28 protein-coding genes are annotated in these 26,745 nt (G+C 73.4%); 7 read left to right on the forward strand and 21 right to left on the reverse strand.

All coding sequences use genetic code 11. The annotated features are described in order from the left end of the window. Positions 1-63 precede the first annotated feature (63 nt). The 3 genes from guaB to ACF1AL_RS18255 form a co-directional block, all read right to left on the reverse strand. The gene (guaB, locus tag ACF1AL_RS18245) at positions 64-1,569 is read right to left on the reverse strand and encodes an IMP dehydrogenase (RefSeq protein WP_366837899.1); all 1,506 of its coding nucleotides are present in this window, start codon (positions 1,567-1,569) and stop codon (positions 64-66) included. A gap of 164 nt (positions 1,570-1,733) precedes the next feature. After that, positions 1,734-2,324, reverse strand: a complete 591-nt coding sequence (locus tag ACF1AL_RS18250) for a sigma-70 family RNA polymerase sigma factor (protein WP_366837898.1) — start codon at positions 2,322-2,324, stop codon at positions 1,734-1,736. A 960-nt stretch (positions 2,325-3,284) separates the two neighbouring features. Beyond that, a complete protein-coding gene (locus tag ACF1AL_RS18255) occupies positions 3,285-3,896 on the reverse strand; it encodes a response regulator transcription factor (RefSeq protein ID WP_003948568.1) in 612 nt (203 codons plus the stop codon). Positions 3,897-4,276: 380 nt separating this feature from the next. Here ACF1AL_RS18255 and ACF1AL_RS18260 point away from each other — a divergent pair, with 380 nt between their 5' ends. After that, a complete protein-coding gene (locus ACF1AL_RS18260) occupies positions 4,277-4,603 on the forward strand; it encodes a WhiB family transcriptional regulator (protein WP_366837897.1) in 327 nt (108 codons plus the stop codon). 59 nt (positions 4,604-4,662) lie between these two features. Here ACF1AL_RS18260 and ACF1AL_RS18265 read toward each other — a convergent pair whose 3' ends face one another. Next, positions 4,663-5,571: a LysR family transcriptional regulator gene (locus ACF1AL_RS18265; protein WP_391821052.1), complete on the reverse strand. Its 909-nt coding sequence runs from the start codon at positions 5,569-5,571 to the stop codon at positions 4,663-4,665. A 79-nt stretch (positions 5,572-5,650) separates the two neighbouring features. Between ACF1AL_RS18265 and ACF1AL_RS18270 the strand changes: the two genes are divergently transcribed. The 3 genes from ACF1AL_RS18270 to ACF1AL_RS18280 all read left to right on the forward strand — a co-directional run bounded on the left by ACF1AL_RS18270 (position 5,651) and on the right by ACF1AL_RS18280 (position 7,940). After that, entirely contained in the window at positions 5,651-6,319 is a 669-nt protein-coding gene (locus tag ACF1AL_RS18270) for an MOSC domain-containing protein (protein ID WP_391704037.1), read from the forward strand. Positions 6,320-6,380: 61 nt separating this feature from the next. Beyond that, the gene (locus ACF1AL_RS18275; RefSeq protein WP_391821053.1) at positions 6,381-7,154 is read left to right on the forward strand and encodes an SDR family NAD(P)-dependent oxidoreductase; all 774 of its coding nucleotides are present in this window, start codon (positions 6,381-6,383) and stop codon (positions 7,152-7,154) included. Between the two features lie 78 nt (positions 7,155-7,232). Beyond that, positions 7,233-7,940 (forward strand): ester cyclase, encoded by a 708-nt coding sequence (locus ACF1AL_RS18280; protein WP_391780487.1) that lies wholly within the window; start codon positions 7,233-7,235, stop codon positions 7,938-7,940. Positions 7,941-7,994: 54 nt separating this feature from the next. Here ACF1AL_RS18280 and groL read toward each other — a convergent pair whose 3' ends face one another. The 4 genes from groL to ACF1AL_RS18300 all read right to left on the reverse strand — a co-directional run bounded on the left by groL (position 7,995) and on the right by ACF1AL_RS18300 (position 12,026). Then, entirely contained in the window at positions 7,995-9,623 is a 1,629-nt protein-coding gene (gene groL / locus ACF1AL_RS18285) for a chaperonin GroEL (protein WP_366837892.1), read from the reverse strand. Positions 9,624-9,740: 117 nt separating this feature from the next. Then, entirely contained in the window at positions 9,741-10,049 is a 309-nt protein-coding gene (gene groES, locus ACF1AL_RS18290; protein ID WP_009190181.1) for a co-chaperone GroES, read from the reverse strand. A 226-nt stretch (positions 10,050-10,275) separates the two neighbouring features. Beyond that, positions 10,276-11,088 carry a polysaccharide deacetylase family protein gene (locus ACF1AL_RS18295; protein ID WP_366837891.1) on the reverse strand — a complete coding sequence of 271 codons (813 nt, stop codon included), beginning with the start codon at positions 11,086-11,088 and terminating at the stop codon, positions 10,276-10,278. Continuing rightward, a complete protein-coding gene (locus tag ACF1AL_RS18300) occupies positions 11,085-12,026 on the reverse strand; it encodes a polysaccharide deacetylase family protein (RefSeq protein ID WP_386586420.1) in 942 nt (313 codons plus the stop codon). Before ACF1AL_RS18300 ends, ACF1AL_RS18295 begins: the two co-directional genes overlap by 4 nt. Positions 12,027-12,216: 190 nt before the next feature. On the opposite strand from ACF1AL_RS18300, the gene ACF1AL_RS18305 reads away from it, so the two are divergent. Then, on the forward strand, positions 12,217-13,401 hold the full coding sequence (locus ACF1AL_RS18305; RefSeq protein WP_391826524.1) for a methyltransferase domain-containing protein: 1,185 nt from the start codon (positions 12,217-12,219) through the stop codon (positions 13,399-13,401). On the opposite strand, the gene ACF1AL_RS18310 is transcribed toward ACF1AL_RS18305, so the two are convergent. From ACF1AL_RS18310 to tsaB, 7 genes are all read right to left on the reverse strand, one after another. Continuing rightward, positions 13,398-14,654 carry a sigma-70 family RNA polymerase sigma factor gene (locus ACF1AL_RS18310; protein ID WP_366837888.1) on the reverse strand — a complete coding sequence of 419 codons (1,257 nt, stop codon included), beginning with the start codon at positions 14,652-14,654 and terminating at the stop codon, positions 13,398-13,400. The genes ACF1AL_RS18305 and ACF1AL_RS18310 overlap by 4 nt on opposite strands. Before the next feature lie 46 nt (positions 14,655-14,700). Then, positions 14,701-15,057 carry a YciI family protein gene (locus tag ACF1AL_RS18315; protein WP_384204693.1) on the reverse strand — a complete coding sequence of 119 codons (357 nt, stop codon included), beginning with the start codon at positions 15,055-15,057 and terminating at the stop codon, positions 14,701-14,703. A gap of 226 nt (positions 15,058-15,283) precedes the next feature. Beyond that, positions 15,284-16,339, reverse strand: a complete 1,056-nt coding sequence (locus ACF1AL_RS18320) for a LacI family DNA-binding transcriptional regulator (RefSeq protein WP_366837886.1) — start codon at positions 16,337-16,339, stop codon at positions 15,284-15,286. Positions 16,340-16,457: 118 nt separating this feature from the next. Next, positions 16,458-16,715, reverse strand: a complete 258-nt coding sequence (locus tag ACF1AL_RS18325) for a hypothetical protein (RefSeq protein WP_391660050.1) — start codon at positions 16,713-16,715, stop codon at positions 16,458-16,460. Further along, complete coding sequence (gene tsaD, locus ACF1AL_RS18330) at positions 16,712-17,803, reverse strand: tRNA (adenosine(37)-N6)-threonylcarbamoyltransferase complex transferase subunit TsaD (protein WP_384204685.1); 1,092 nt, start codon at positions 17,801-17,803, stop codon at positions 16,712-16,714. Before tsaD ends, ACF1AL_RS18325 begins: the two co-directional genes overlap by 4 nt. Beyond that, positions 17,796-18,269 carry a ribosomal protein S18-alanine N-acetyltransferase gene (gene rimI / locus ACF1AL_RS18335; RefSeq protein WP_366838031.1) on the reverse strand — a complete coding sequence of 158 codons (474 nt, stop codon included), beginning with the start codon at positions 18,267-18,269 and terminating at the stop codon, positions 17,796-17,798. Before rimI ends, tsaD begins: the two co-directional genes overlap by 8 nt. Before the next feature lie 29 nt (positions 18,270-18,298). Beyond that, entirely contained in the window at positions 18,299-18,955 is a 657-nt protein-coding gene (gene tsaB, locus ACF1AL_RS18340; protein ID WP_386421039.1) for a tRNA (adenosine(37)-N6)-threonylcarbamoyltransferase complex dimerization subunit type 1 TsaB, read from the reverse strand. Positions 18,956-19,066: 111 nt separating this feature from the next. On the opposite strand from tsaB, the gene ACF1AL_RS18345 reads away from it, so the two are divergent. Next, positions 19,067-19,621: a hypothetical protein gene (locus ACF1AL_RS18345; RefSeq protein ID WP_391780491.1), complete on the forward strand. Its 555-nt coding sequence runs from the start codon at positions 19,067-19,069 to the stop codon at positions 19,619-19,621. A gap of 15 nt (positions 19,622-19,636) precedes the next feature. Here ACF1AL_RS18345 and ACF1AL_RS18350 read toward each other — a convergent pair whose 3' ends face one another. The 5 genes from ACF1AL_RS18350 to ACF1AL_RS18370 all read right to left on the reverse strand — a co-directional run bounded on the left by ACF1AL_RS18350 (position 19,637) and on the right by ACF1AL_RS18370 (position 25,543). After that, positions 19,637-19,822: a hypothetical protein gene (locus ACF1AL_RS18350; protein ID WP_366837881.1), complete on the reverse strand. Its 186-nt coding sequence runs from the start codon at positions 19,820-19,822 to the stop codon at positions 19,637-19,639. Positions 19,823-20,476: 654 nt separating this feature from the next. Next, the gene (gene tsaE / locus ACF1AL_RS18355; protein WP_366837880.1) at positions 20,477-20,989 is read right to left on the reverse strand and encodes a tRNA (adenosine(37)-N6)-threonylcarbamoyltransferase complex ATPase subunit type 1 TsaE; all 513 of its coding nucleotides are present in this window, start codon (positions 20,987-20,989) and stop codon (positions 20,477-20,479) included. Continuing rightward, positions 20,955-22,187, reverse strand: coding sequence for an alpha/beta hydrolase (locus ACF1AL_RS18360; protein ID WP_366837879.1), 1,233 nt, complete (start codon positions 22,185-22,187; stop codon positions 20,955-20,957). Before ACF1AL_RS18360 ends, tsaE begins: the two co-directional genes overlap by 35 nt. 31 nt (positions 22,188-22,218) lie before the next feature. Continuing rightward, positions 22,219-23,436, reverse strand: coding sequence for an alanine racemase (gene alr / locus ACF1AL_RS18365; protein WP_366837878.1), 1,218 nt, complete (start codon positions 23,434-23,436; stop codon positions 22,219-22,221). A gap of 667 nt (positions 23,437-24,103) precedes the next feature. Further along, positions 24,104-25,543 (reverse strand): NAD(P)H-hydrate dehydratase, encoded by a 1,440-nt coding sequence (locus ACF1AL_RS18370; protein ID WP_391826526.1) that lies wholly within the window; start codon positions 25,541-25,543, stop codon positions 24,104-24,106. Between the two features lie 160 nt (positions 25,544-25,703). Here ACF1AL_RS18370 and ACF1AL_RS18375 point away from each other — a divergent pair, with 160 nt between their 5' ends. After that, entirely contained in the window at positions 25,704-26,144 is a 441-nt protein-coding gene (locus ACF1AL_RS18375) for a hypothetical protein (RefSeq protein WP_366841104.1), read from the forward strand. 168 nt (positions 26,145-26,312) lie between these two features. Here ACF1AL_RS18375 and ACF1AL_RS18380 read toward each other — a convergent pair whose 3' ends face one another. Next, a complete protein-coding gene (locus ACF1AL_RS18380; RefSeq protein ID WP_391821056.1) occupies positions 26,313-26,684 on the reverse strand; it encodes a holo-ACP synthase in 372 nt (123 codons plus the stop codon). Positions 26,685-26,745 lie beyond the last annotated feature (61 nt).

Here is a 26,745-nt window from a genome sequence, read left to right on the forward strand (position 1 = left end):
CGGCCCCGGATGCTCCGGGACCGCCGTCGCTCATGCCGTACGAGGCCTCACCGCGCGGGTGTGTCAGCCCTTGGCGCTGTAGTTCGGCGCCTCGACCGTCATCTGGATGTCGTGCGGGTGGCTCTCCTTCAGACCCGCGGACGTGATCCGGACGAAGCGGCCCTTGGACTCCATCTCCGCGATGGTGGCTGCGCCCACGTAGCCCATCGTCTGGCGCAGGCCGCCGACGAGCTGGTGCAGCACGTTGGCCAGCGGGCCGCGGTAGGGCACCTGGCCCTCGACGCCCTCGGGGACGAGCTTGTCGTCGGAGCCGACGTCGGCCTGGAAGTAGCGGTCCTTGGAGTAGGACTTGGCCTGGCCGCGGGACTGCATGGCGCCGAGCGAGCCCATGCCGCGGTAGGACTTGAACTGCTTGCCGTTGATGAACAGCAGCTCGCCGGGCGACTCCTCACAGCCGGCGAGGAGGCTGCCCAGCATGACGGTGTCGGCACCGGCGGCCAGCGCCTTGCCGATGTCGCCGGAGTACTGCAGACCGCCGTCGCCGATCAGCGGGACACCGGCCGGACGGGCCGCGAGGGAGGCCTCGTAGATGGCGGTGACCTGCGGAACGCCGATGCCGGCGACCACGCGGGTGGTGCAGATGGAGCCCGGGCCCACGCCGACCTTGATGCCGTCGACACCGGCGTCGATCAGCGCCTGGGCGCCGTCACGGGTGGCGACGTTGCCGCCGATCACGTCGACGTTCACGCTGGACTTGATCTTCGCCATCCAGCTCAGCGCGTTGCTGTTGTGACCGTGGGAGGTGTCGACGACCAGGAAGTCCACGCCGGCCGCGGCGAGCGCCTGGGCGCGCTCCAGGGCCTCGGGGCTCGCGCCGACGGCGGCGCCGACGAGCAGGCGGCCCTCGGCGTCCTTGGCGGCGTTCGGGTACTTCTCGGCCTTGACGAAGTCCTTGACGGTGATCAGGCCCTTGAGGACGCCCTCGTCGTCGACCAGCGGCAGCTTCTCGATCTTGTGCTTGCGCAGCAGCTCCATGGCCTCGACGCCGGAGATGCCGACCTTGCCGGTGACCAGCGGCATCGGCGTCATGACCTCGCGGACCTCACGGCTGCGGTCGGTCTCGAAGGCCATGTCGCGGTTGGTGACGATGCCGAGCAGCTTGCGGTTGCCGTCCGTGACCGGGACACCGCTGATCCGGAACTTGGCGCACAGCGCGTCGGCCTCGGCGAGCGTGGCGTCCGGGTGGATGGTGATGGGGTTGGCCACCATGCCCGACTCGGAACGCTTGACCAGGTCGACCTGGTTGACCTGGTCCTCGATGGAGAGGTTGCGGTGCAGCACGCCGACGCCGCCCAGCCGGGCCATCGCGATCGCCATGCGGGACTCGGTCACCTTGTCCATCGCCGCCGAGAGCAGCGGGATGTTGACCCGGACGTTGCGGGAGATGCGGGACGAGGTGTCGACCGCGTTGGGGAGCACCTCGGATGCGCCCGGCAGCAGCAGCACGTCGTCGTAGGTCAGCCCGAGTGTCGCGAATTTACCGGGCACTCCGTCGACGTTGGCAGTCATGACACCTTCCCCAAATGGCCTTGATCGGTGCGGATGTCCATGCTAACGGGAGATGGACCCGTCTCATTCCACGGTTGTGGACGGCTTCCGTCTTCGTATGTTCGTACGGAAACAGGGGATCGCCTGTTCACGCAAGGCGCCGATCCGTCCCGGGCCAGGCGCAGTTACTGCTCGGCGAGCGCCCGCAACCGGCTCAGCGCGCGGTGCTGCGCCACCCGGACCGCGCCGGGTGACATTCCCAACATCTGGCCGGTCTCCTCGGCCGTGAGGCCCACCGCGATCCGCAGCAGCAGCAGCTCGCGCTGGTTCTCCGGGAGGTTGGCCAGCAGTTTCTTCGCCCACTCGGCATCGCTGCTGAGCAGGGCACGCTCCTCGGGGCCGAGGGAGTCGTCGGGCCGCTCGGGCATCTCGTCGGACGGCACCGCCGTCGAGCCCGGGTGACGCATCGCGGCCCGCTGCAGGTCGGCGACCTTGTGGGCGGCGATGGCGAAGACGAACGCCTCGAAGGGCCGGCCGGTGTCCTTGTAGCGCGGCAGCGCGAGCAGCACGGCGACGCAGACCTCCTGGGCGAGGTCCTCGACGAAGTGCCGCGCGTCGCCGGGCAGCCGGGACAGCCGGGTGCGGCAGTAGCGCAGCGCCAGCGGGTGGACGTGGGCGAGCAGGTCGTGCGTGGCCTGTTCGTCGCCGTCCACGGCACGGTGGACGAGCCCGCCGATCGTCCCCTGGGCAGGGGTGGCCGCCTCGTCGTCACGCATCGGTCCATCGTGCCCTGCGGCTTCGACGCCCGTGGCACCGCGCTCGGCGTTGTGCACCGAAGCGTTATGAGCAGGTGCGCCGGAACTCATCCCCTGCGCCCTCCCCTTCCGCTCGACCGACTCGTCCCCGAGGAACTCCACACCTCAAGGATGCGGCATCGGCGGCGAAACGAGCAGCGCGCGTCCGCGAGGACTCCCCCACACCGCCCATGGCACCGGCACGCACGCGTGCCCCGGCCTCCCCGGACACCGGGCTCCCACCAGTCCGGCGACCCGGCCCGACCAGGCTTTCGCCGCCGGCCGGCACCGGCCCGCGAGGGCGCCGCGGACAGCGTGGCGGCGCCACGAAGGGGGCGTACAGGGAGGAATCTCACGTGGCGTGCGGGGCACCCGGCAGCGGACGGAAGGGGACCGGCGGCCCGCCTACGACACGCAGACGACCCACGACCGTAAGCGACATCGACCCCAAGGGCGTGACCCCGGCCATCCCGCAGGACACCTTCGGGAAGGACCTGATCTCGGACAACCATCCATCCCGAGCACGCCCACCGGTCATACGAGAGATGCCACCGGGCTTGCGGTAGCGCCACCGTCGGTCGCTGTGCCGACACGCGCCGACCGGGCGGTCGGCACGCTCCGGCGCGCACCCCCGGCGGACGCGCACTCTCGCGCCCCCACGTCACCCGGTCGGCGGCACCGCCCCGGCACCGGGACGCCCAGGTCTCGTCAGGTGGCCGCCGCGGGCGCGTCGCCGTCACCGGTGGGGTGCGCACCGTGTGCCTCCCACCGGTACCGCGGGGCTCCGGGGCACCGGCCCGCCCGCCACCGGGCCCGCCCCCGTGGGGCGGTTCCCGTCAGGGGCGCGGTGCGGTGCGCCGCGCGGCCGCGGGCGTCGCGTCCCGCTCGACCACGTCGACACGGCACCGTCGTCCTTCGCCGACCCGATCCGCCGGGCGGACCCTAGCGGACCAGGCCCCAGCGGAAGCCGAGCGCCACCGCGTGGGCGCGGTCGGAGGCGCCGAGCTTCTTGAACAGGCGCCGGGCGTGGGTCTTCACGGTGTCCTCGGAGAGGAACAGCTCGCGGCCGATCTCGGCGTTGGAGCGGCCGTGGCTCATGCCCTCCAGGACCTGGATCTCCCGCGCGGTGAGCGTGGGCGCGGCGCCCATCTCGGCCGAGCGCAGCCGGCGCGGGGCCAGGCGCCACGTCGGGTCGGCCAGCGCCTGCGTCACCGTGGCGCGCAGCTCGGCGCGCGAGGCGTCCTTGTGGAGATAGCCGCGGGCGCCGGCGGCGACCGCGAGGGCCACGCCGTCGAGGTCCTCGGCGACGGTCAGCATGATGATGCGCGCACCCGGGTCGGCGGACAGCAGCCGGCGCACGGTCTCGACCCCGCCCAGGCCCGGCATGCGGACGTCCATCAGGATCAGGTCGGAGCGGTCGGCGCCCCAGCGGCGGAGGACTTCCTCGCCGTTGGCCGCCGTCGTCACACGCTCGACGCCGGGCACGGTCGCAACCGCGCGGCGGAGCGCCTCTCGGGCAAGCGGGGAGTCGTCGCAGACGAGGACGGAAGTCATGGCCGCCCTCCGCAGCTGATGCGCGTCACCTTGTGCCTCCAGGCTGGTACGAAATCGTCACCTGTGCGGTCGACCGTCTCGGACGCCTGCCCGAGCCCTTGTGTTTTCAACCGCCTCCGCACTCTCAACGACGGTCACTCGAAAGAGTTACGGGGCCGTCTGCCATCTTCGGCACTCTACGTGAGGGGGCGGACACGGTGGAGACACACAGGGCCAACCCTCAAGCTTTCATCACAACCATGCCCCATTTGGCCCCATTTCTTCCCATGCGCTGGTGTCTGAGGCTAGATTCGCAATGAGTCATATTTTCATCTCCTTAGATCGTAGTTGTACGGTCGTGGGCACCGTATCCACTCAGAACGGCTGCAAGGGGTCACGTAATGGCAGATTTCTCCCGCCTTCCCGGACCGAACGCGGACCTGTGGGACTGGCAGCTGCTCGCTGCCTGCCGCGGTGTGGACAGCTCCCTCTTCTTCCATCCGGAGGGTGAGCGCGGTGCGGCTCGAAGTGCTCGCGAGAACTCGGCCAAGGAGGTCTGCATGAGGTGCCCGGTCCGCGCGCAGTGCGCGGCCCATGCTCTGGCGGTGCGCGAACCGTACGGCGTGTGGGGCGGGTTGACCGAGGACGAGCGCGAAGAGCTCATGGGGCGGGCGCGCAACCGCCTGGTGACGGCGTCGGCCGGCGGCAATGCCGGTTCGAACAACTGAAGGAACGTTTCTTCAAACCACCCAGGGCACGCGCACGCGTGCCCTCAGTTCGTACGGCCCTACCGCCGCGCCGTCCGCGCCAGCTGCTCCAGCGTCGCCGCGACCGCCGGGACCTGGGCCAGGTCCGGCAGGGTGAGGGCGACGATCTCCCGCCGCACCGACGGTTCAAGCGTCAACATGCGTACGCCCCTCGGACGTACGGACTCCACGGCGAGCTGGGGCAGGACCGCGACGCCGAGGCCGGCGCCGACCAGGCCGACCACCGCGGGGTAGTCGTCGGTGGCGAAGTCGATACGGGGCGTGAAGCCCGCGCTCTCGCACACCTCGACCAGCTGGCCCCGGCAGCGCGGGCAGCCCGCGATCCACGGCTCGTCGGCCAGCGCGCCGATCGCGAGGGACCCCGAGGCCGGCGCGGTACGCGCGAGCGGATGCCGCTCCGGCAGCAGTGCGACGAGGCGGTCCGTCAGCAGGGGACGGACGACGAGGTCGGCCCACTCCTCGGCGCCGGCCGCGCCCTCGTAGCGGAAGGCGAGCGCGATGTCGCAGTCGCCCTCGCGCAGCAGCTCCACGGACCGCGGCGGCTCGGCCTCCTCCAGGGAGACCCGGGTGCCGGGGTGGGCGGCGCGCAGGGCGGCCAGGGCGGTGGGGACGAGGGTGGAGCTGCCGCTGGGGAAGGACACCAGCCGGACCCGGCCGGCGCGCAGGCCGGCGATCGCGGCGACCTCCTCCTCGGCGGCGGTCAGACCGGCGAGGATGCCGGTGGCGTGCCGCACCAGGGCCTCGCCCGCCTGGGTCAGGCGCATCTCGCGTCCGGCGCGCACCAGCAGCGGGGTGCCGACGGAGCCCTCCAGGGCCTTCATCTGCTGGCTGACGGCGGGCTGGGTGCAGCCCAGCTCGCGGGCCGCCGCGGAGAAGGAGCCGGTGGTGGCCACGGCGCGCAGGACGCGGAGATGACGAGCCTCGATCACCCTTCAAGCATAAGCGAGTCTTGGATGGGGCGCAGAATATTGCGTCGACACTTTGAGGACGGCTCGCTAGCGTGCCGCCATGAAGCTTCTGTCTCTCAATGTGGGCCAGGCCCGGCCCGTCCCCTACACCGACCAGCCCGAGGGGCTGACCGGCATCGACAAGCGTCCCGTGGAGGGGCCGGTCAAGGTGACCGCGCCGGGGCCGAAGGGGGTCGGCGCGAGCGGGCTGGCCGGGGACGCGGTGTGCGACACGCGGCACCACGGCGGCGACCACCAGGCGGTGTACGCCTTCGCGCGCGAGGACCTGGACGCGTGGGAGCGCGAGCTGGGGCGGGAGCTGGCGAACGGCACGTTCGGCGAGAACCTCACCACGCGGGGCGTCGACGTGGCGGGCGCGCTGATCGGCGAGCGCTGGCGGATCGGCCCCGACGTGGTGCTGGAGGTGACCAGCGGGCGCATCCCCTGCCGTACCTTCCAGGGGCACCTGGGCGAGCAGGGCTGGGTGCGCCGGTTCACGCACCGGGGAGCGCCGGGGGCGTATCTGCGGGTGATCGAGCCCGGCGAGATCCGGGCGGGCGACCCGATCGAGGTGGTGCACCGCCCGGGGCACGGTGTGACCGTGGCAGTGCAGTTCCGGGCCGTGACCACCGAGCGGGAGCTGCTGCCGCGGCTGCTCGCGGCGGGTGAGGCGCTGAACCCCGACGCGCTGGCGGCGGCGCGCAAGTACGTCGAGCGGATGGGCGGCTGACCGGACGTCAGGGCGGGTGCGCGGGCGGGGGGCTGTCGGTGCGGGTAACTAGTCTTGGCGCATGACAACGGCTCTGATTACGGGATCGACCGCGGGGATCGGTGCCGCGTTCGCGCGGCGGCTGGCGGCTGACGGGCACGACCTGGTGCTGGTGGCCCGGGACACCAAGCGGCTGCGCGAGCAGGCGACCGAGCTGCACGACCGGCACGGCATCGAGGCGGAGGTGCTGACCGCCGACCTCGCCGACGACGGCGGCATCGAGGCGGTGGCCGCCCGCCTCGGCGACCGCCGCAACCCGGTCGACCTGCTGATCAACAACGCCGGGTTCGGCAACAAGGGCCGCTTCCTCGAGGTCCCGATGGCCGACGAGCTGAGGATGCTGAAGGTGCACTGCGAGGCGGTGCTGCGGCTGACCTCGGCGGCGACGGAGGCGATGCGCGAGCGCGGGCGCGGCGGGGTCGTCAACGTCGCGTCGGTCGCGGCGTTCGTGCCGCGCGGCACGTACGGGGCGTCCAAGGCGTGGGTCGTGCAGTTCACCCAGGGCGCGGCGCGCGACCTGGCGGGCAGCGGCGTACGGCTGATGGCGCTGTGCCCGGGCTTCGTCCGCACGGAGTTCCACCAGCGGGCCGGCATGGGCACGGACAACATCCCGAACTGGATGTGGCTGGACGCCGACAAGGTGGTCGCGGCGGCTTTGACGGACCTGGCCCGCGGCCGCACCCTGTCCATCCCGGACCCCCGCTACAAGGCGCTGCTGGGCGCGGCGAAGCTGGTCCCGAGGGGGCTGCTGGGCGGGCTCACGTCACGGACGGGGCGGAAATACGGGCCGCAGTAGCGACAGGTGAGGGCGGCCGTCCGGTGGGAAAATGGACCGACGGACACACCGGACCCACGGGGGACCGGAGGCGGCGCCATGACCTTCGTACAGCTCATCGACTGCAAGACCAGCCGGTTCGACGAGATGGACCGGCTGATGGACACCTGGGTCGAGAAGACCAAGGGGAAGCGGACGGCGACGCACGCGGTGGTCGGCAAGGACCGCTCCGACGCGTCGCACTTCATCGAGATCGTCGAGTTCCCGTCGTACGAGGAGGCGATGCGGAACTCCAACATGCCCGAGACGGACCGGATCTTCCGGGACATGGTCGCCCTGTGCGACGAGATGCCGTCCTTCACCGACCTGGACGTGGTGCGGGACGACCAGTTGTCCGAGGACACCGTGCGGCGCTTCTTCGCCACGCTGGGGACGGCCGGCGATCTGCCGCCGCTCAACGACCTGCTGGACGAGGACATCCACAGCCACGACCCGATCAATCCGCAGGACACCCTCGGACTGGACGCCATGCGCAGCGAGTTCCGGATGTGGCGCGCCGCGTTCGACTTCTCCTTCACGGTCGAGGACGTGCTCGCCCACGAGAACCGGGTCTGCGCACGGTGGACCTGGAACGCCACGCACTCGGGCGACTTCCTGGGCATCGCGCCCACGAGCAAGCAGGTCACCATGACCGGAACAACCTGGTTCCGTATGAATGGCGACGGCAAGATCGCCGAGTTGTGGTGGCAGCACGACCAGCTGGGCCTGATGCAGCAGCTGGGCGCCCTGGAGGCGCTGGAGCGCTAGCCACGCGAAAGGCCCGGCACCCCAGGAGGTGCCGGGCCTCAGTGCCGGCGTGCGTCAGTGGGCGTGGCCGTGACCGTGGCCGTGGCCCGCGGCGGCCTCTTCCTCTTCCTTCTTCTCGACGACCAGGGTCTCGGTCGTGAGCAGCAGGGAGGCGATGGAGGCGGCGTTCTCCAGGGCGGAGCGGGTGACCTTGACCGGGTCGATGACGCCGGCCTTGATCAGGTCGCCGTACTCGCCGGTGGCGGCGTTGTAGCCCTGCCCCTTCTCCAGGTCCTTGACCTTGGAGACGATGACGTAGCCCTCGAGGCCCGCGTTCTCGGCGATCCAGCGCAGCGGCTCGACCACGGCGTTGCGGACGACGGAGACGCCGGTGGCCTCGTCGCCGGTCTTGTCGAGGTTGCCCTCGAGGACCTTGGAGGCGTGGACCAGCGCGGAGCCACCACCGGAGACGATGCCCTCCTCGACCGCGGCGCGGGTCGCGGAGATGGCGTCCTCCAGACGGTGCTTCTTCTCCTTCAGCTCCACCTCGGTGGCGGCGCCGACCTTGATCACGCACACGCCGCCGGCCAGCTTCGCGAGGCGCTCCTGGAGCTTCTCGCGGTCCCAGTCGGAGTCGGTGTTCTCGATCTCGGCCTTGATCTGCGCGACGCGGCCCTCGACCTCGTCCTTCTTGCCGGCGCCGTCGACGATCGTGGTGTCGTCCTTGGTGACGGTGACGCGGCGGGCGGAGCCGAGCACGTCGATGCCGACCTGGTCGAGCTTGAGGCCGACCTCCTCGGAGATGACGGTGGCGCCGGTGAGGACGGCCATGTCCTGCAGCATCGCCTTGCGGCGGTCGCCGAAGCCGGGGGCCTTCACCGCGACGGCGTTGAAGGTGCCGCGGATCTTGTTGACCACCAGGGTGGAGAGGGCCTCGCCCTCGACGTCCTCGGCGATGATCAGCAGCGGCTTGGAGGAGTTCGCCTGGATGATCTTCTCCAGCAGCGGCAGGAGGTCCGCGATGGCGGCGATCTTGCCCTGGTGGATGAGGATGTACGGGTCCTCCAGGACGGCCTCCATGCGCTCCTGGTCCGTCACGAAGTACGGCGACAGGTAGCCCTTGTCGAAGGCCATGCCCTCGGTGAAGTCCAGCTCCAGACCGAAGGTGTTGGACTCCTCGACGGTGATGACACCGTCCTTGCCGACCTTGTCCATCGCCTCGGCGATGAGCTCGCCGACCTGCTGGTCCTGGGCGGACAGCGCGGCGACGGCGGCGATGTCGGACTTCTCGTCGATCGGGCGCGCGGTGGCGAGCAGGTCGTCGGAGACGGCCTTGACCGCGGCGTCGATGCCCTTCTTCAGGGCGGCCGGGGAGGCGCCGGCGGCGACGTTCTTCAGACCCTCGCGCACGAGCGCCTGGGCGAGCACGGTCGCGGTGGTCGTACCGTCACCCGCGATGTCGTTGGTCTTGGTCGCCACCTCCTTGACCAGCTGGGCGCCGAGGTTCTCGTAGGGGTCCTCGATCTCCACCTCACGGGCGATGGTCACGCCGTCGTTGGTGATGGTCGGGGCGCCGAACTTCTTGTCGATGACGACGTTGCGGCCCTTGGGGCCGATGGTCACCTTGACGGTGTCGGCCAGCTTGTTGACGCCGCGCTCGAGGGCGCGACGGGCGTCCTCGTCGAACTTCAGGATCTTCGCCATGGCAGCGGGAGCCCTCTCGGAAATCTGGGGAGTAAAGCGACTGCGCCCCGGCGCCCGGCTTCGTTGTCGGTCGCTGGGGCCAGGGGCGCAGTTCAGGCAAGGCTTGGGTGAAGGTGCTTACTTCTCGATGATCGCGAGCACGTCGCGGGCCGAGAGAACGAGGTACTCCTCGTTGTTGTACTTCACCTCGGTGCCGCCGTACTTGCTGTAGAGCACCACGTCGCCGACCTTGACGTCGAGCGGCAGGCGGTTGCCGTCCTCGAAGCGGCCCGGGCCCACGGCCAGGACGACGCCCTCCTGGGGCTTCTCCTTGGCGGTGTCCGGGATGACCAGGCCAGAGGCCGTGGTCTGCTCGGCGTCGAGCGGCTGGACCACGATGCGGTCCTCGAGCGGCTTGATGGCAACCTTGGAGCTGGCGGTCGTCACGATCCGACCTCCCCCTTCGGAGATCTCACGGGGTTAACTGTCTGAGGTGGCGACCAGGTCGATCCGTCGTCGCGGGTGCCGGACCTGCCCGTCGCGTGTTTGGCACTCTCATCTGCCGAGTGCCAGAGCCGAGACTATGACTGCGATTAGCACTCGGTCAAGCGGAGTGCCAATTGCCGTGCGGCGCGTCCTTTCCCGCGGCGGTGCGGCGACCCCGCGGGGCCGGTCACAGATAGTCGTCCAGGCTCGCCACCGTCAGCCCCGTGCTCTGGATCCGGCCGAGCAGACGCAGGGTGCGGGCGCGCAGGGTCGGGCCCGAGGTCTCGTCCGGGTCCACGGCGATGATGTCGCCGGGACGGAGGTGGTGGGCGCCGTGGGTGTAGGCCAGGGTGCCGTCGCCGGAGAGGGACACCCGCCACAGGGCCACCGCCGTGATGCCGCAGTCGGCCGCCGCGCGCAGGGTCGTCCGGTCGTAGGTGCCGTAGGGCGGGCGGAAGACGTGGGGGTGGACGCCGAAGCGGGCGTGGAGCTTGCGCTGCTGGCCGCAGATCTCCGCGCGCTGGCCGGCATACGGCAGGCCGCGCAGGGCGGGGTGGTCGAGGGTGTGGTTCTCCAGGCCGGCGCCGACCGACCTCAGCCGCGCGAAGTGGCCGTAGCCGGGGCCCACCACGCTGTCGGTGAGGAACATGGTCACCGGCAGGCGCAGTTCGCGCACCAGGTCGACGAACCGGGGGTCGCGTTCCGCGCCGTCGTCGTAGGTGAGGAAGACGACCCGGTCGCGGGTGGGCACCCGGTCCACGACCGGCGGCAGGCCCGGCCCCGCGCCCCGCGGGACGCGCCGCGAGGCCGGGCTGGGCGCGGGGGCGAGCGGCTGGTCGAGGCCCCAGCGCCGGTAGGCGGGTTCGGCGGCGGGGCGGTGCGTGCCGACGCGTTCCGCCGCCTTCTTCCCGAGCCGTTCGATCGGGTCCACCGACTGGGCGCACCCGGCCAGACAGACGGTCGCCGCCAGGAGGGCGGCCACCAGCCCCCGCGTCCTCACAGGTAGTCCTCCAGGCGTGCCACCGCGTACCCCTTGTCCGTCACCTTCTTCAGGAAGCGGCGGACCATGTCGGGCATCGTGCCCTTCCAGTCGTCCCGGCCGCGGAAGTGGGTCAGGACGATGTCGCCGGGGTGGAGGTCCTGGTCGTCCTCGCGGTACTCCCAGTGGTCGACGAAGACCTCCTCGTCCCACAGGGGGGCGTACTTGATCCCGCAGGACTTCGCGGCGCGCAGGGTGTCCTGGTTGTAGTTGCCGTACGGCGGGCGGAAGACGGTCGGGCGCTTGCCGTAGTGCTTCTCGATGATGTCCTGCATGTCGCAGATCTCGTGCTTCTGCTCGGCGTAGGACAGGCCCGGCAGGTAGGGGTGGTGCAGGGTGTGGTTGTTCAGGGTCACCCCCCGCTGCTGCATCTTCTTGAAGTAGCCGTAGTCGTTCTTGATCAGGTAGTTGCTGAGGAAGGCCGTGTACGGGATGCGCAGGTCGCTCATCATGCGCAGGAACGCCGGGTCCTTCTCCGCGCCGTCGTCGATCGTGAGGAAGACGACCTTCTGGTCGGTCGGGATGCGGGTGAAGACCGGCGGCAGGCCCAGCTCCTCCTGGTCGTCGACCTCGAAGCCCTGGCGGGTGTGGATCCTCGGCTTCTGCCGGGGCGGGGGCGGGGCGGCCAGCGGCACGGAGTCCAGGCCCCAGCGCCGGGCGGCGGCCGCGCGTGCGGCCTGCTCGGCGCGCAGCTTCGCGGCGTAGGAGTCGAGGGCGCGCGCCGGGGGCGCCTGAAGGGCCTGCTGCCCGTCGGCGGCCGAGTCGGCGCCGGAGCCCGCGGAGCCGGTGCCCGGGGCACAGCCGGAGGCGAGGGCGGCGGCCGCGAGGGCGGCGAGTCCACCGCGGAGGGCACCGCGCCGCCGCGCCCGCTTTTTGTCATTTTGTACGACTGCTCGCATGGTGCCGGATCCTCGCAGTCCGCCCCCCGGAACCCGGCCCGACACCACCACGGCCCGGCCACCATCCACCGACTGGCCCACACCCTCTGCCCCACCGCCGGCACCCGGCCCGTCTCCCCCGGCGCCCGCTCATCGCCCCCACCCGTGCCCGGCCGGCCCGCGCCGCGCCCCGCTGCCCGACAATGACCCGGTGAACGACCTCGCCCCGCTTCTCACCCCCGAAGGCCGCGCCCTGCTCGACCAGGTGCGTGACACCGACCCGGCCGACGAGCTCGCCGTCGCCACCCGGCTGCGCCGCGAGCATCCGGCCGAACTGGTGTCGGCGGCACTCGGCCAGGCCCGGCTGCGGCAGCGGGCGGTGGCGAAGTTCGGGGCCGAGGACGCCGGGCGGATGTACTTCACGCCCCACGGCGTCGAGCAGTCGACGCGGGCGAGCGTCGCGGCGTACCGGGCGGCCCGGATGAGGGACCTCGGCGTCACCTCCGTCGCCGATCTGTGCTGCGGCATCGGCGGCGACGCGATCGCGCTGGCCCGCGCCGGCATCCGGGTCCTGGCCGTGGACCGCGACCCGCTGACCGCCGCCGCGGCCCGCGCCAACGCCGACGCACTCGGCCTCGCGGACCTGGTCGAGGTGCGGGAGGCCGACGTCACCGAGGTGGACACCGCCGGCTACGACGCGGTCTTCGTCGACCCGGCCCGGCGCGGCGGACGCGGCCGCATCTTCGATCCCGAGGCCTACTCACCGCCCCTGTCCTGGGCCGTCGGTGCGGCACTGGAGGCACCGCACGCCGCGCTGAAGATCGCCCCCGGCGTCCCGCACGAGGCGATCCCCGCCGAGGCCGAGGCGGAGTGGATCTCCGACGGCGGCGACGTGAAGGAGGCGGTGCTGTGGTTCGGCACCGGCGCGCCGGGCGCGGTGCGCGCGACGCTGCTGCCGGGGCCGTACACCCTGCGCGGCCGCGGGCTGCCCGACCCGGCCCCGCGCCCCCTCGGGCGGTACGTCTACGAGCCCGACGGGGCCGTCATCCGCGCCCATCTGGTCGCCGAGGTGGCCGAGGAGGTCGGCGGTGGGCTGCTGGACCCGACGATCGCGTACGTGACGTCCGACGAGCTGCGCCCGACGCCGTACGCGTCGGCGTACGAGATCACCGACCAGCTGCCGTTCAACGTCAAGAAGCTGAAGGCGCTGCTGCGGGAGCGCGCGGTGGGCGTGCTGACGGTGAAGAAGCGGGGCTCGGCGGTGGAGCCGGAGGAGCTGCGCCGCAAGGTGCTGCCCAAGCCGCACGGCCGGGAGGCCGCCACGGTCTTCCTCACCCGCGTGGCGGGCGCCCCCACGATGCTGATCGGCCGCCCGGTCCTCGACGAGGGGGCCTAGCCGCACTCCTCGGCGCGGCGGCGCAGGAGGTGCCGTTCGCGCTCGTTGGCGGTCAGGGACGCGGCCCGTTCGAACTCCGCGCGGGCCTCCGCGTGGCGGCCCAGGCGCCGCAGGAGGTCGCCGCGCACGCTCGGCAGGAGGTGGTAGTCGCGCAGGCGGTCGGCGAGCGCGTCGACGATCTCCAGCGCGGGGCCGGGACCGTCGGCCATGGACACCGCCACCGCGCGGTTCAGCTCCACGACCGGCGAGGGGGCGCGGGCGGCGAGCAGCCCGTACAGGGTGGCGATGGCCGCCCAGTCGGTCTCCTCGTAACTGAGCGCGCGGGCGTGGCAGGCGGCGATGGCGGCCTGGAGGGCGTACGGCCCGGGGGCGCCGGAGGCGGTGGCCTCGGCGCGTTCCAGGGCGGCCGTGCCACGGGCGATGAGCAGCCGGTTCCAGCGGCTGCGGTTCTGGTCCGCGAGCAGGACGGGCGCGCCGTCGGGCCCGGTGCGCGCCGCGCTGCGGGCGGCCTGGAACTCCAGCAGCGCCGTCAGCCCGTGCACCTCGGGCTCCTTGGGCATCAGCTGGGCGAGCTGCCGGGCCAGCCGCAGGGCGTCCTCGCACAGCCCCGGGCGCAGCCAGTCGTCGCCGGCGGTGGCCGCGTAACCCTCGTTGAAGATCAGGTAGATGACGTCGAGGACCGAGCCGAGGCGGGCGGCGCGGTCGGGGCCGTAGGGCACCTCGAAGGCGACGTTCTTCGTGGCGAGGGTGCGTTTGGCACGCACGATCCGCTGGGCGACCGTCGGCTCGGGGACCAGGAAGGCGCGGGCGATCTCGGCGGTGGTCAGGCCGCCGAGCAGGCGCAGGGTGAGGGCGATGCGGGCCTCGGCGGACAGCACCGGGTGGCAGGCGGTGAAGACCAGGCGGAGCAGGTCGTCGTCGATGTCGTCGGGGCCGGCCGGCTCGTCCGGCGGCGGGGTGGCCGGGTCGATGCTCCGGCCGATCTCGGCGAGCTTGCGGGCGTAGTTCTCCCGGCGCCGGACCAGGTCGACGGCGCGGCGGCGGGCGGTGGTGGTGAGCCAGGCGCCCGGGTTGTCGGGCACCCCGTCGCGCGGCCACTGTTCGAGGGCGGCGACCAGGGCGTCCTGGGCGAGTTCCTCGGCGACGCCGACGTCGTTGACGATCCGCGCGACGGCGGCGATGACGCGGGGCGACTCCAGCCGGAAGACGGTCTCGATCGCCTGGTGCGGGTCGGCGGTGGGCTGTGCGGTCACAACCCACCATCGAACACCGCGCGGGGCCCCGGGCCAAGCGGGACGCTCAGCCCTCCGCGATCTCCCGCAGCTCGCAGGTGACCGTCCACTCCTCCTCGTGGACCTTCAGGAACCGCTTGGTCCACTCGACGGCCTCGGCCTGGTCCTTGCACTGCATGAGCGCGTACCCGCCGATGACCTCCTTGGTCTCGGTGAACGGCCCGTCGGTGACGGACAGCCGGCCGCCCTCGTAGTGCACGCGCGTGCCCTGCGCGGTCGGGGTGAGCCCGGCCGTGTCGAGCAGGACGCCGGCCTTGGTCATCTCCTCGATCAGCTCGCCCATGCGCTGCATCAGCTCGGCGCTGGGGCCTCCGGCGGGCGCGTTGTTCTCGTCGATCCGCACGAGCGACAGGTAGCGGGGCATGACGCCTCCTCGGGGTCGGGGGCCGGGTCCTTCCCGGCCTCTCACCCCTGCGTCGATCGGTGGACGACGGGATCGACACACCCGCCGGATTTTTTTCCGCCAATCGTGCCCGGACCCCGTTCGACTCACGGTGACCGCCGGGACGGGGGCCCAGTCCGAAAGTTTCGATCAGGTAACCGATTGACTTCGGAGGAGCGGGGAGGGCGGCGCCCCGCCCGTCAGTACGTCACCTTCCGGCCACCGGCGCCCCGGTACTCGCCCGCACCACCAGGCTGGTCGCCAGCTCCACCCGGGTGGCCACCGGCGCCTCGTCGCCGCGCCCCAGCTCCAGCACCAGCCGGGCCGCCGCCTCCGCCATCTCCGTCAGCGGCTGCCGCACGGTCGTCAGCGGCGGCCCCACCCAGCGGGCCACCGGCAGGTCGTCGAAGCCGACCACGCTCAGGTCCTCGGGGATGCGCAGGCCCAGCTCGCGCGCGGCCTCGTACAGGCCGAGCGCCTGCAGGTCGTTGCCGGCGAAGACCGCCGTCGGCCGCTCGGGCAGGCGCAGCAGCTCACGGCCCAGCCGGTAGCCGGTCTCGTGGTGGAAGTCGCCGGTGCGGATCAGCGCCGGGTCGACCGGCAGCCCGGCGGTCTCCAGCGCCGCCCGGTAGCCGTCGACGCGGGCGCGGCTGCACATCATCCGCTCCGGACCGCTGATCGCGCCGATCCGGGTGTGGCCGAGATCGATCAGGTGGCGGGTGGCGGCGAGGCCGCCCTGCCAGTTCGTCGCGCCGATCGAGGGCACGTCGGCGCCGGGATCGCCCGCCGGGTCCATGACCACGAACGGGATGGAACGGCTGGTCAGCAGCGCCCGCTGGGACTCGTCCAGCCCGGACAGCACCAGGACCACGCCGTGCGGGCGGCGCGCCGCGACCTGGTCCGCCCAGGTCCGCCCCGGGGTGAGCCGCCCGGCGCTCTCGCTGAGCACCACGCTCAGCCCCGCGTCCCGGGCGACGTTCTCCACGCCCCGGATGACCTCCATCGCCCAGGCGCTCTCCAGCTCGTGGAAGACCAGGTCGATCAGCGGGGAACGGCCGGACTCGGCCCGGCGGCGCCGGTAGCCGTGGGCGCGCAGCAGGTCCTCGACCCGGCTGCGGGTGGCCGGGGCGACGTCGGCGCGGCCGTTGAGCACCTTCGACACGGTCGGGGCCGACACGCCGGCCTCACGGGCGATCTCGGCGAGCGTCGCGGTCCGGGGGGACCGGCCTGCCGTCTGGGTCTCGGCGGACTCCGGGGCTGTCATGGCGGCGATCGTATCCCCGCGGGACCGAAACATTCGAGTGCCGTCGGCGTCCGGTGGCCCGCCCTCGCCCCGCGACGGCTCGCCGGGCCGCCCCTTCCGGTCTGCCGGCCGGCTCCCGTCAGTCCTCCGCCACCGACTCGAACCGCCAGCGGTGCACCGCGCGGGTGACCAGGCCGGCGTCCGGCTCGGGCAGTTCGGGCAGGTCGGCGTCGTAGGGGGCGTCCCACCAGGTGACGACCAGGACGCGGTCCTGCGGGGCGCGGAAGGTCTCGCGGCGCAGCGGCGTGCCCGGCAGGGTCTGCGCCCGCGCCCAGGCGAGCAGTTCCGCGCCGCGGCCCTCGGCCGCCCGCGCCTCCCACATCAGCGCGACGGTCATGAGTACAGGTTGTCCTTGCTGACCTCGTGCACGTGGTCGTGGTCGTGGCCGGGGACGTGCGGGTCCGTGACCGGCAGCGAGGAGTCGGCCGACAGGTCCCAGCCGGACGCGGACCGGCCCCGGGCGACCATCTCGGCGCCGAGCGCGGCGACCATCGCGCCGTTGTCCGTGCACAGCTTGGGGCGCGGGACGCGCAGCCGGATGCCGGCCTTCTCGCAGCGCTCCTGGGCCAGCGCGCGCAGCCGGGAGTTCGCGGCCACACCGCCGCCGATCATCAGGTGGTCGACGCCCTCGTCCTTGCAGGCGCGCACCGCCTTGCGGGTGAGCACGTCGACGACGGCCTCCTGGAAGGACGCGGCGACATCGCGCACCGGGACCTCCTCGCCCGCGGCGCGCTTGGCCTCGATCCAGCGGGCCACGGCCGTCTTCAGGCCGGAGAAGGAGAAGTCGTACGCCGGGTCGCGCGGGCCGGTCAGGCCGCGTGGGAAGGCGATCGCCTCCGGGTCGCCCTCGCGCGCGTACCGGTCGATGACCGGGCCGCCCGGGAAGCCCAGGTTCAGCACGCGGGCGATCTTGTCGAAGGCCTCGCCGGCCGCGTCGTCGATGGTCGCGCCCATGGGGCGGACGTCGGAGGTGATGTCGGAGGACAGCAGCAGCGAGGAGTGCCCGCCGGAGACCAGCAGCGCCATCGTCGGCTCGGGCAGCGGGCCGTGCTCCAGCTGGTCGACGCAGATGTGCGAGGCGAGGTGGTTGACGCCGTACAGCGGCTTGCCGAGGGCGTAGGCGTACGCCTTCGCCGCGGAGACGCCGACCAGCAGCGCGCCGGCGAGCCCGGGACCGGCGGTGACGGCGATGCCGTCGAGGTCCTTGGCGCTGACGCCCGCCTCCTTCAGCGCGCGGTCGATGGTCGGCACCATCGCCTCCAGGTGGGCGCGGGAGGCGACCTCCGGGACGACGCCGCCGAAACGGGCGTGCTCGTCGACGCTGGAGGCGACGGCGTCGGCGAGCAGGGTGGTGCCGCGCACGATGCCGACGCCGGTCTCGTCGCAGGAGGTCTCGATCCCCAGGACCAGGGGTTCGTCAGCCATTGATCTCGGTTCCTTGTACGGAGGAAGAAGGGTCGGTCAGGCGCATCACCAGGGCGTCCACGTTGCCGGGCTGGTAGTAGCCGCGCCGGAAGCCGATGGGCTCGAAGCCGAAGCGCTCGTAGAGCTTCTGCGCGCGGGTGTTGTCCACCCGGCACTCCAGCATCACCTCGGCGCACTCGAAGGCGGTCGCGGCCCGCAGCAGCTCGGTCAGCAGCCGGCTGCCGAGCCCGGTGCCCTGCTGGTCGCGGGCGACGGCGATGGTCTGCACGTCGGCCTGCTCACCGGAGGCGGCGAGCCCGGCGTAGCCGAGGAGACGGCCGTCCCGCTCGGCGACCACGTACCGCCTGCTCGCGTCGGCGCCCCGGGAGTGCGCCAGCTCGGACCAGAACATGCCGCGCGACCAGGCGTCCTCCGGGAACAGGTCGCGCTCCAGCTCCAGCACGGGGTCGATGTCCCACCAGCGCATCTCGCGCAGGACCACGGTGTCGGCTCCGGTCACTTCGGGGTGACCACCTTGTAGTTCTTGGGGACCTGGGCGTCGGGCCGGCGCAGGTACAGCGGGCGCGGCTGCTCCAGCTCCTCGCCGGCGGCCAGCTTCGCGGCGGCGAGCCGGGCGAGGGCGGCGGCGGAGACGTGCTCGGGTTCGTGGACCTGAGGGAAGGTGTCCGGGTACAGCAGCGCGCCCGCGCCGACGGCCGGCAGGCCCCGCACACGGTCGGCGATGTCCGCGGGACGGTCGACCGCGGGGCCGGTGAGGCGGGTGCGGGAGTCGGCGTAGGTGGCCCAGTAGACCTCCTTGCGCCGGGCGTCGGTCGCCACGACGAAGGGGCCGGAGTCCAGGTCGGCGGCGTACGCCAGGCCGTCCAGGGTGCACACGCCGTGCACGGGCACGCCGAGCGCGAGCCCGAAGGTGTCGGCGGTCATCAGGCCGACGCGCAGCCCGGTGTAGGGGCCCGGGCCGATGCCGACGACGATGCCGGTGACGGCGTCCAGCTTCCGTCCGGCCTCGGCGAGCACGCGGTCCACGGCCGGCAGCAGCAGCTCGCCGTGCCGGCGCGCGTCCACCTGGCTCGTAGAGGCGATGACGTCCGTGCCGTCGTGCAGCGCGACGGTGACGGCGGGTGTGGCGGTATCCAGAGCGAGCAAGAGCACGCAAACAGCCTACGGCGCCGCGGCGCCCGTGTCGGACGCCCCGGTGGGGCGGGGGGCGGCTGCTACCGTCGCCGGGACGGTTACTTTCTGTGCGCGATGAGGTGGACGACGGTGGCAAGCAGTAGCGCGGGGTTCGTGGCCGGGCTCACCGCGGCGGCCGTCGCGACGGTCGGGTTCCTCGGCTGGCAGGCGTCCGCGACCGCCCCGGCCGCACTCGGCAGCGCGAAGCCGACGGTGCCGCCCGCGGTGAGCGCCTCCCAGGCGGCGCGGGACGGCAACGACCCGACGAAGCTGCCCGGCGGCACGGGCACCGGGCCGCGGGTCGTGTACGCGCTGGACGACGACCGGGTGTGGCTGGTCGACCAGGGCGAGAAGGTCGTGCGCACGTTCCGCGTGGAGCCCGGCACCGTGGACCCGGTCCCCGGCGTGTACCTCGTCTCCTCCCGCTCCAACGCGATCACCGGCACGGACGGCGTCCCGGTGGAGCACGTCGTCCGCTTCGCGAGCGTCAACGGCGTGGTGATCGGCTTCAGCGCGGAGGCGGGAGCGGCGACCCAACCCGCGGACGACGGCGTCAAGACGGGCGGCATCCGCGAGACCCGCGAGGACGGCGACGCCATGTGGCGCTTCGCGACGATCGGCCAGCGGGTGGTCGTGATCCGCTGACCGTGCCGCGGGGCGCTACGCGGCCCGGCGGTCTTCTTCGCGCGGGGTCTCGCGCGGAGTGTGGTCGCGCTGGGGGTTCGGGTCCCGGGGTGGGCGGGAGACGGCGTCCGCCGCCGCACAGGAGGCCAGCAGGTCGCGCATGGACGGCCCGGCGGGCGCGGTCGGGCGGGGCTGCGGCTTCGGGGTCTCGGCAGCGGGCACGGACGCCTCCAGGAGGTCGGGGGCGGCGAGGTTAGGTAGACCTAACCACGATCTCGGTACCATGTGACCACGCCGCGACCCCCGGCGCAATATGTTCCCGACACCGTGTCGGAACGTTCGTACGAACCTCTCAGCGCGACTCCGTGGCACGGGGCTGGTCGAGTCCGGGCCCTGCTGGCTTGGGCCGCGGGCCGGCGGGCCCGGGACGGGTGGCCGGCCCGGGACGGGTGGCCGGCCCGGATCGGGCGGCAGCGCGGGTCAGCCGCACGGGCGGCCGACTCGGAGGGACCCGCCGGACGGACGGTCAGCAGACGGCCGGTGCGGACCGGTCCGCCACACAGACGGACGGCTTGGACCGGTCCGCCACACAGACGGACGGCTCGGACCGGTGGGCCGCGCCGGTCAGCCGCGCGGACGGCGGGCTCGCGGCGGGTGGCCGTGCAGTGGGCCGCACCCGTGAGCAGCGCGGACGGCCGGCTCGGACGGCCGGCTTGGACCGGGTGGCCGCGCGGACGGCCGGCTCGGAGCGGGTGGCCGCGCGGGTGGCCGCGGGGACGGCCGGCTCGGAGCGGGTGGCCGCGGGGACGGTCGGCTCGGGCGGGGCCGGCGCGCGGTTCGGTTCCGTCGGCCGGGCGGGTGGCCGGCTCGGGGCGGTCAGGCGGCCAGGGCGCTCAGGTCCGCGCCCGACCAGCGCTCGCCGAGCCCCGTCAGGGTGACGTGCCGTACCTCGTCCGTGGTGTCGCCGACCGCGCGGTGGATGGCGATCTGCAGCCGGTCCTCGGTCAGCTCCTCGACCTTGCCCTCGCCCCACTCCACGACGATCACCGAGTCGGGCAGCGAGACGTCCAGGTCCAGGTCCTCCATCTCGTCCAGCCCGCCCGACAGCCGGTAGGCGTCGACGTGGACCAGCGGCGGCCCGTCACCCAGCGAGGGGTGCACGCGCGCGATCACGAACGTCGGCGAGGTGACCGCCCCGCGCACGCCGAGCCCCTCGCCGAGGCCCCGCGTCAGGGTGGTCTTGCCCGCGCCCAGCTCCCCGGAGAGCATCACCAGGTCACCGGCGCGCAGCAGCTTGGCGAGCCGGCGGCCCAGCTCGCGCATCTGCTCGGGCGAGGTGATGGTCAGCTCGGTCTCAGCCGGGTTGTGCGGTGCCGCTGGTGCTTCCATAGCCACCCACGGTAGCGCCTGCCGGCACGGCACCCGCACGAGTGAGCAGGTCGGCGAGGCGGTCGGTGACCACTTCCGGGTGTTCCAGCATCACCAGGTGCCCGGCGTCCGGCACCAGCACCAGTTCGGCCTCCGGCAGCAGGTCGGCGATCGCCTCGCTGTGCTCGCTGGGGGTGACGAGGTCGTCCACGCCGGCCAGCACCAGCACCGGCTGGTCGCGGAAGAAGGCCAGCGCCTCCGTCTTGTCGTGGTCGGTGAACGCCGGGTAGAACTCGGCGACCACGTCGATGGGCGTGCCCTCGATCATCCGTTCGGCGAACCGGGCGATGGCCGGGTCGACGTCCCGGGACGAGAACGAATACCGCTTGATGATCCCCGCGAACAGGTCGGCGGTCGCCCGCCGCCCCTTCTCCACCAGCTCGGCCCGCTGCCCCAGCGCCTTCAGCACCCCCGGCAGCACCCGCCGCACCGCGGCGACACCGGCCACCGGCAGCCCGAAGTTGACCTCGCCGAGCCGGCCCGACGACGTGCCGACGAAAGCGGTCGCGACGACCCGGTCACGGATCAGCTCGGGGAACTGCGCGGCCAGCGCCATCACCGTCATGCCGCCCATCGAGTGCCCGACCAGCACGATCGGCCCCTCCGGCACCGCCGCGTCCAGGACGGCCTTGAGGTCCCGGCCGAGCTGGTCGATGTCCACCGGCACGTCCCGCTCGGTCTGCGCGACCCCGCGCCCCGACCGTCCGTGGCTGCGCTGGTCCCAGTGCACCGTCCGCACGACCCCGCGCAGCGCGGCCCGCTGGAAGTGCCAGGAGTCCTGGCTGAGGCAGTAGCCGTGACTGAAGACGACGGTGACCGGCGCCGGCGCCTTGCGGCCGAACAGCCGGCGGCGCCGGGGCGCGGACCCGCCCTCCGGTTCGACGTCGTCGACCTCGTAGTACAGCTCGGTGCCGTCGTCGGCGTACGCCTTGCCGGGCGTGCCGCGCAGCGCGCCGTACGGGCCCGCGGCGTCCAGCGCGAGCCGGGCCTTCGCGCGCATCCCCCGGCCGACCGTCATCCGCTCTATGGCGACGCCGGCCGCCGCGCCCGCGGCGAGCACGCCTATCGCGGCGCCCGCGATGCCGGTCGCCCGGCGCCAGGCGGGCGAGCCCGCGGCGGCCGCGGCGGACACGGCGGACTCCACAGGGCTCTCGCTCACGTACGGCTCCTCTTCGCCGGGCTGCTGCTGGTCACTCGTCGCCGGGTTGCCCGACCGGCCCCTCACTCACCTGGACGAGCGGTTCCTCGTTCAGATAGACGCGGGGAACACGCGATCCGATGCGCGTGACGATCTCGTACGCGATGGTGCCCGCCGCCTGCGCCCAGTCCTCGGCGGTCGGCTCGCCGCGGTCGCCCGGGCCGAACAGGACCGCCTCGGTGCCGGGCGCGGGTTCGTCACCGCCGAGGTCCACGACGAACTGGTCCATCGCGATCCGTCCGGCGGCCGTGCGCCACTTGCCGTCCACCAGCACCGGGCCGGCGCCGGACGCGTGCCGCGGGACGCCGTCGCCGTAGCCGAGCGGGACGAGACCGAGGGTGGTCTCGCCCGGGGTGACGTAGTGGTGGCCGTAACTGACGCCGTGTCCGCCCGGCACCTGCTTCACCAGGGCCAGCGACGCGGACAGGGTCATCACCGGGCGCAGCCCGAAGTCGGCGGAGGTGCCGAGCTCGGGGCTGGGCGAGACGCCGTACATGGCGATGCCGGGGCGGACCAGGTCGAAGTGCGTCTCGGGGAGCGTGAGCATCGCGGGCGAGTTGGCGATGTGCCGGACCTCGGGGCGTACGCCCTGCGCCTCGGCGTACGCCGTCATCTCCCGGAAGCGGGTGAGCTGCGCGGCGATGGAGGGATGGCCGGGCTCGTCGGCGCAGGCGAAGTGCGACCACAGGCCGGTGACGGTGAGGACGCCGGCGCGCTCCGCGTCGAGGGCCGCGGCGACGAGTTCGGGCCAGTCGGCGGGCTGGCAGCCGTTGCGGCCCAGGCCGGTGTCGGCCTTGAGCTGCACGCGCGCGGGGCGGCTCGCGCCGCGTGCCGCGTCGGTGAGTTCGCGCAGCGCCCACATGCCGCTCACCGAGATGTCGACGCCGGCCTCGACGGCCTCCCGCCAGGGCCCTCCGGGCGTCCACAGCCAGCACATCACGCGGACGTCCGCGGGGATGCCGGACTTCGGCGCCCGTATGGCGAGGGCCTCCTCCGGGGTGGCGGTGCCGATCCAGGTCGCACCCGCGGCGACGGCGGCGCGGGCGCACGGGATCGCGCCGTGGCCGTATCCGTCGGCCTTGACCACGGCCATGAAGGCGGCGCCGGGGGCCTTCTCGCGCAGGGTGCGCACGTTGGCCCGCAGGGCGGCCAGGTCGATCTCGGCGCGGGCCCGCAGGGGCGCGGTCCGCGCGGTCGCTGTCTCGTTCATCGCGCCCCCAGTGTCTCAGAGGGCAACGGAAGCCCATCCGGGCGGCTGCGCGGGTGGGTGCGGTGTGTTGCCGGGTGCGGGTCTCGTCGTGGTTGCTCGCGGTGTGCCTGCGGCGGCTGTGCGGGTGGGTTCGGTTTCGTCGCCGGGTGCGGGTCCGTCGTGGCTGGTCGCGCAGTTCCCCGCGGTGCCCCTGCGGCAGCTAGGCGGGTGGGTGCGGTGTGTTGCCGGGTGCGGGTCCGCCGTGGCTGGTCGCGCAGTTCCCCGCGCCCCTGAATGCCTGCGGCGGCCCGCGCGGGTCCGGTGGCCGGTTGCGGTAGCGCCTTCTGTCGGTGGGTGGGTCGGGGCCGCGGTGGGGGGTGTCCGTCCTCGGTACGGCCCTACGTCAGTTCAAGAGGGCACCCGCAGGCAATGCCGTCCGCTGCGGGCGGACACCCCCCACCACGTCCCCTTCTCGCCGTCGGCGACTACAGCGCCATCGTGGCTGGCGTAGCCGCGGGCCGCCGTGTCGCGTAGCTGCGGGCAGTCGTGCCGCTGGGGCGGCACGGGTGGGCGCAGCGGCACCCCGGCAGCGCCGGGCCGCGCACCCCACGGCGGTCACCGAAACGCCGGGCACATGCGCGCCCCAGGGCACCGTGCCCCACGGCGTACACCGCACCCCCGCGGCGAGTCACGCCGTGGCTGTCACGTCTCGCCACGCGTCCGGTAGCGACCTCGCCACGTCCGTCGCCGCCGCAGGCGTCCCGCGGGACGCCAGGCGGCCGGCCAGACCGTGCAGGTACGCCCCCACGCTCCCCGCGTCCCGCGCCGACAGCCCCGCCGCCAGCAAGGACCCCGTCAGCCCGGACAGCACGTCCCCGCTGCCCGCCGTAGCCAGCCACGGCGTCCCCGTCGCGTTCACCCGCACCGCCGTACCCCCCGCCGGATCGGCGACCAGCGTCGTGGACCCCTTGAGCAGCACCGTCGCCCGGTACCGCCCCGCCAGCTCCCGTACCGCCGCCAGCCGCGCCCCCTCGACCTCCTCACGCGCGACGCCGAGCAGCGCCGCGGCCTCCCCGGCGTGCGGCGTCATCAGCGTCGGCGCCGTACGCGCGCGTACCGCCTCGCGGTCGGCGAGCCGCAGCCCGTCCGCGTCGATCAGCACCGGCACGTCGGTGCCCACCACCTCCGCCACCGTCTCCGCGTCGTCCCCGGCGCCCGGCCCGACGACCCACGCCTGCACCCGCCCCGCCTTCCGGGGCCCCCGGTCGGACACCAGGGTCTCCGGGAAGCGGGCGAGGACGGCCCCGCCGGCCGGCCCCACGTACCGCACGGCTCCCGCCCCGCCCCGCAGCGCCCCCGACACGGCGAGCACCGCAGCCCCCGGGTACCGGGCCGACCCGGCGGCGATCCCGACGACGCCGCGCCGGTACTTGTCGCTCTCCGCCGACGGCGACGGCAGCAGCCGGGCGACGTCGGCGTGCTGCAGCGCCTCCAGCGCGGCCGGTTCCGGCAGCGTCAGCCCGATGTCCACGAGCCGTACGCTGCCCGCGTGCTCCCGCGCCGGGTCGACGAGCAGCCCCGGCTTGTGCGTGCCGAAGGTGACGGTCAGGTCGGCCCGTACGGCGGCCCCCCGCACCTCCCCGGTGTCGGCGTCGACACCGCTCGGCAGGTCGACGGCGACCACGGCGGCCCGGGCCCGCGCGGCGGCCTCGGCGAGCGGCACCGCCTCGGGCCGCAGCCCGCCCTTCCCGCCGATCCCGACGATCCCGTCCACCACGAGGTCGGCCCGCCCGATCAGCTCCTCGGCGCCGTCCGTGCCGGTGACGCGCCCGCCGGCCCGCCGCAGCGCCGCCAGCCCCGCGGCGTGCACCCGCTCGGGACTGAGCAGGACGGCGGTGACGCCGGCGCCCCGCCGGGCCAGCCGTGCCCCGGCGTACAGGGCGTCACCCCCGTTGTCCCCGCTGCCGACGAGCAGCACCACCCGGCTGCCGTACACCCGGCCGAGGAGTTCGGCACAGGCGGCGGCGAGCCCGGCGGCCGCCCGCTGCATGAGGGCACCTTCCGGCAGCCGCGCCATGAGCTCCCGCTCGGCTGCCCTGACCGTCTCAACGCTGTACGCGGTACGCATACGCCCGAGTCTGCCCCGAGAACCCGGACACCGCGCGCGGCCAACGCGTTCCGGCCGGACGGAACTTGTCGGAGCGTGATCGCGTCCCTCTGATCGATGAGCGATCACTTCCGGTCACGAGGGAAGTGATCGCTTCATGTCACGAACTCCGAGAGGACACATGACGCACACCACCACGGCACAGCGCTCCCCCCACGGCCGGCGCACGGTCGCCGCGCTCCTCGGCGCCGCCGCCCTGGCCGCGCTGACCACCCTCACCGCGCCGTCCGCGTCCGCCGCCGTCGCCCCGCCCGGCGGGAGCTCCTGGGACCACGTGTGGTCCGGCAACGGCGTGAAGGTCTACGTCAAGGAGCACGGCGACATCGTCTCCGTGTGCGACACGGCCGCCAACGGCCACTCGGCCTGGGTGACGGTCGACGACCTCACCGCCAACCGCTCCGGCTACAAGCTCGTCGCGAGCGGCGGCAAGGGCACCTGCGCCTCGCACTCGGCGAGCGAGGGCATCAAGTACGACATGGACGAGTACGACCGCTTCGGCCTCAACTACGAGGGCGCGGGCGGCAACGGCTCCTACTTCGTCAGCTTCGTCAACGACCACTGAGACGGCAGGGACTGACGGAGGCTCATCCGATGGCCGCCGCGGGGTCCCTGCAGCGGCGGCCCGTGCGCATCCGCGTGCGGGCCGCATCCGTGCGCGGATCGCATCCGCGTGCGGACCGCATCCGCTCCCCCGCGCCCCGCGTGCCGGCCGTATCCGCTCTCCCCGCGTTCAGCCCTCCGCGATCACCACCGCCGACGCCACCCCGGCGTCGTGGCTGAGCGACACGTGCCAGGACCGTACGCCCAGTTCGGCCGCCTTCCGCGCCACCGTGCCCCGCACCCGCAGCCGGGGCCGGCCGCTGTCCTCGACGTAGACCTCCGCGTCGGTCCAGTGCAGTCCGGGCGGCGCCCCGAGCGCCTTGGCCAGCGCCTCCTTCGCGGCGAAGCGCGCCGCCAGCGAGGCGACGCCGCGCCGCTCACCGCTCGGCAGCAGCAACTCCTCTTCCACGAACAGCCGTTGCGCCAGCCCCGGCGTGCGCTCCAGCGACGCCGCGAACCGCTCGATCTCGGCCACGTCGATACCGACCCCGATGATGCTCATGCCGTGCACCCTACGGCCGCCGGGGAATTGCCGGGCCGAGTGTCGGAGCAGGCTGTTAACC

This window comes from Streptomyces sp. NPDC014801, assembly GCF_043082085.1.
Taxonomy (GTDB): domain Bacteria; phylum Actinomycetota; class Actinomycetes; order Streptomycetales; family Streptomycetaceae; genus Streptomyces.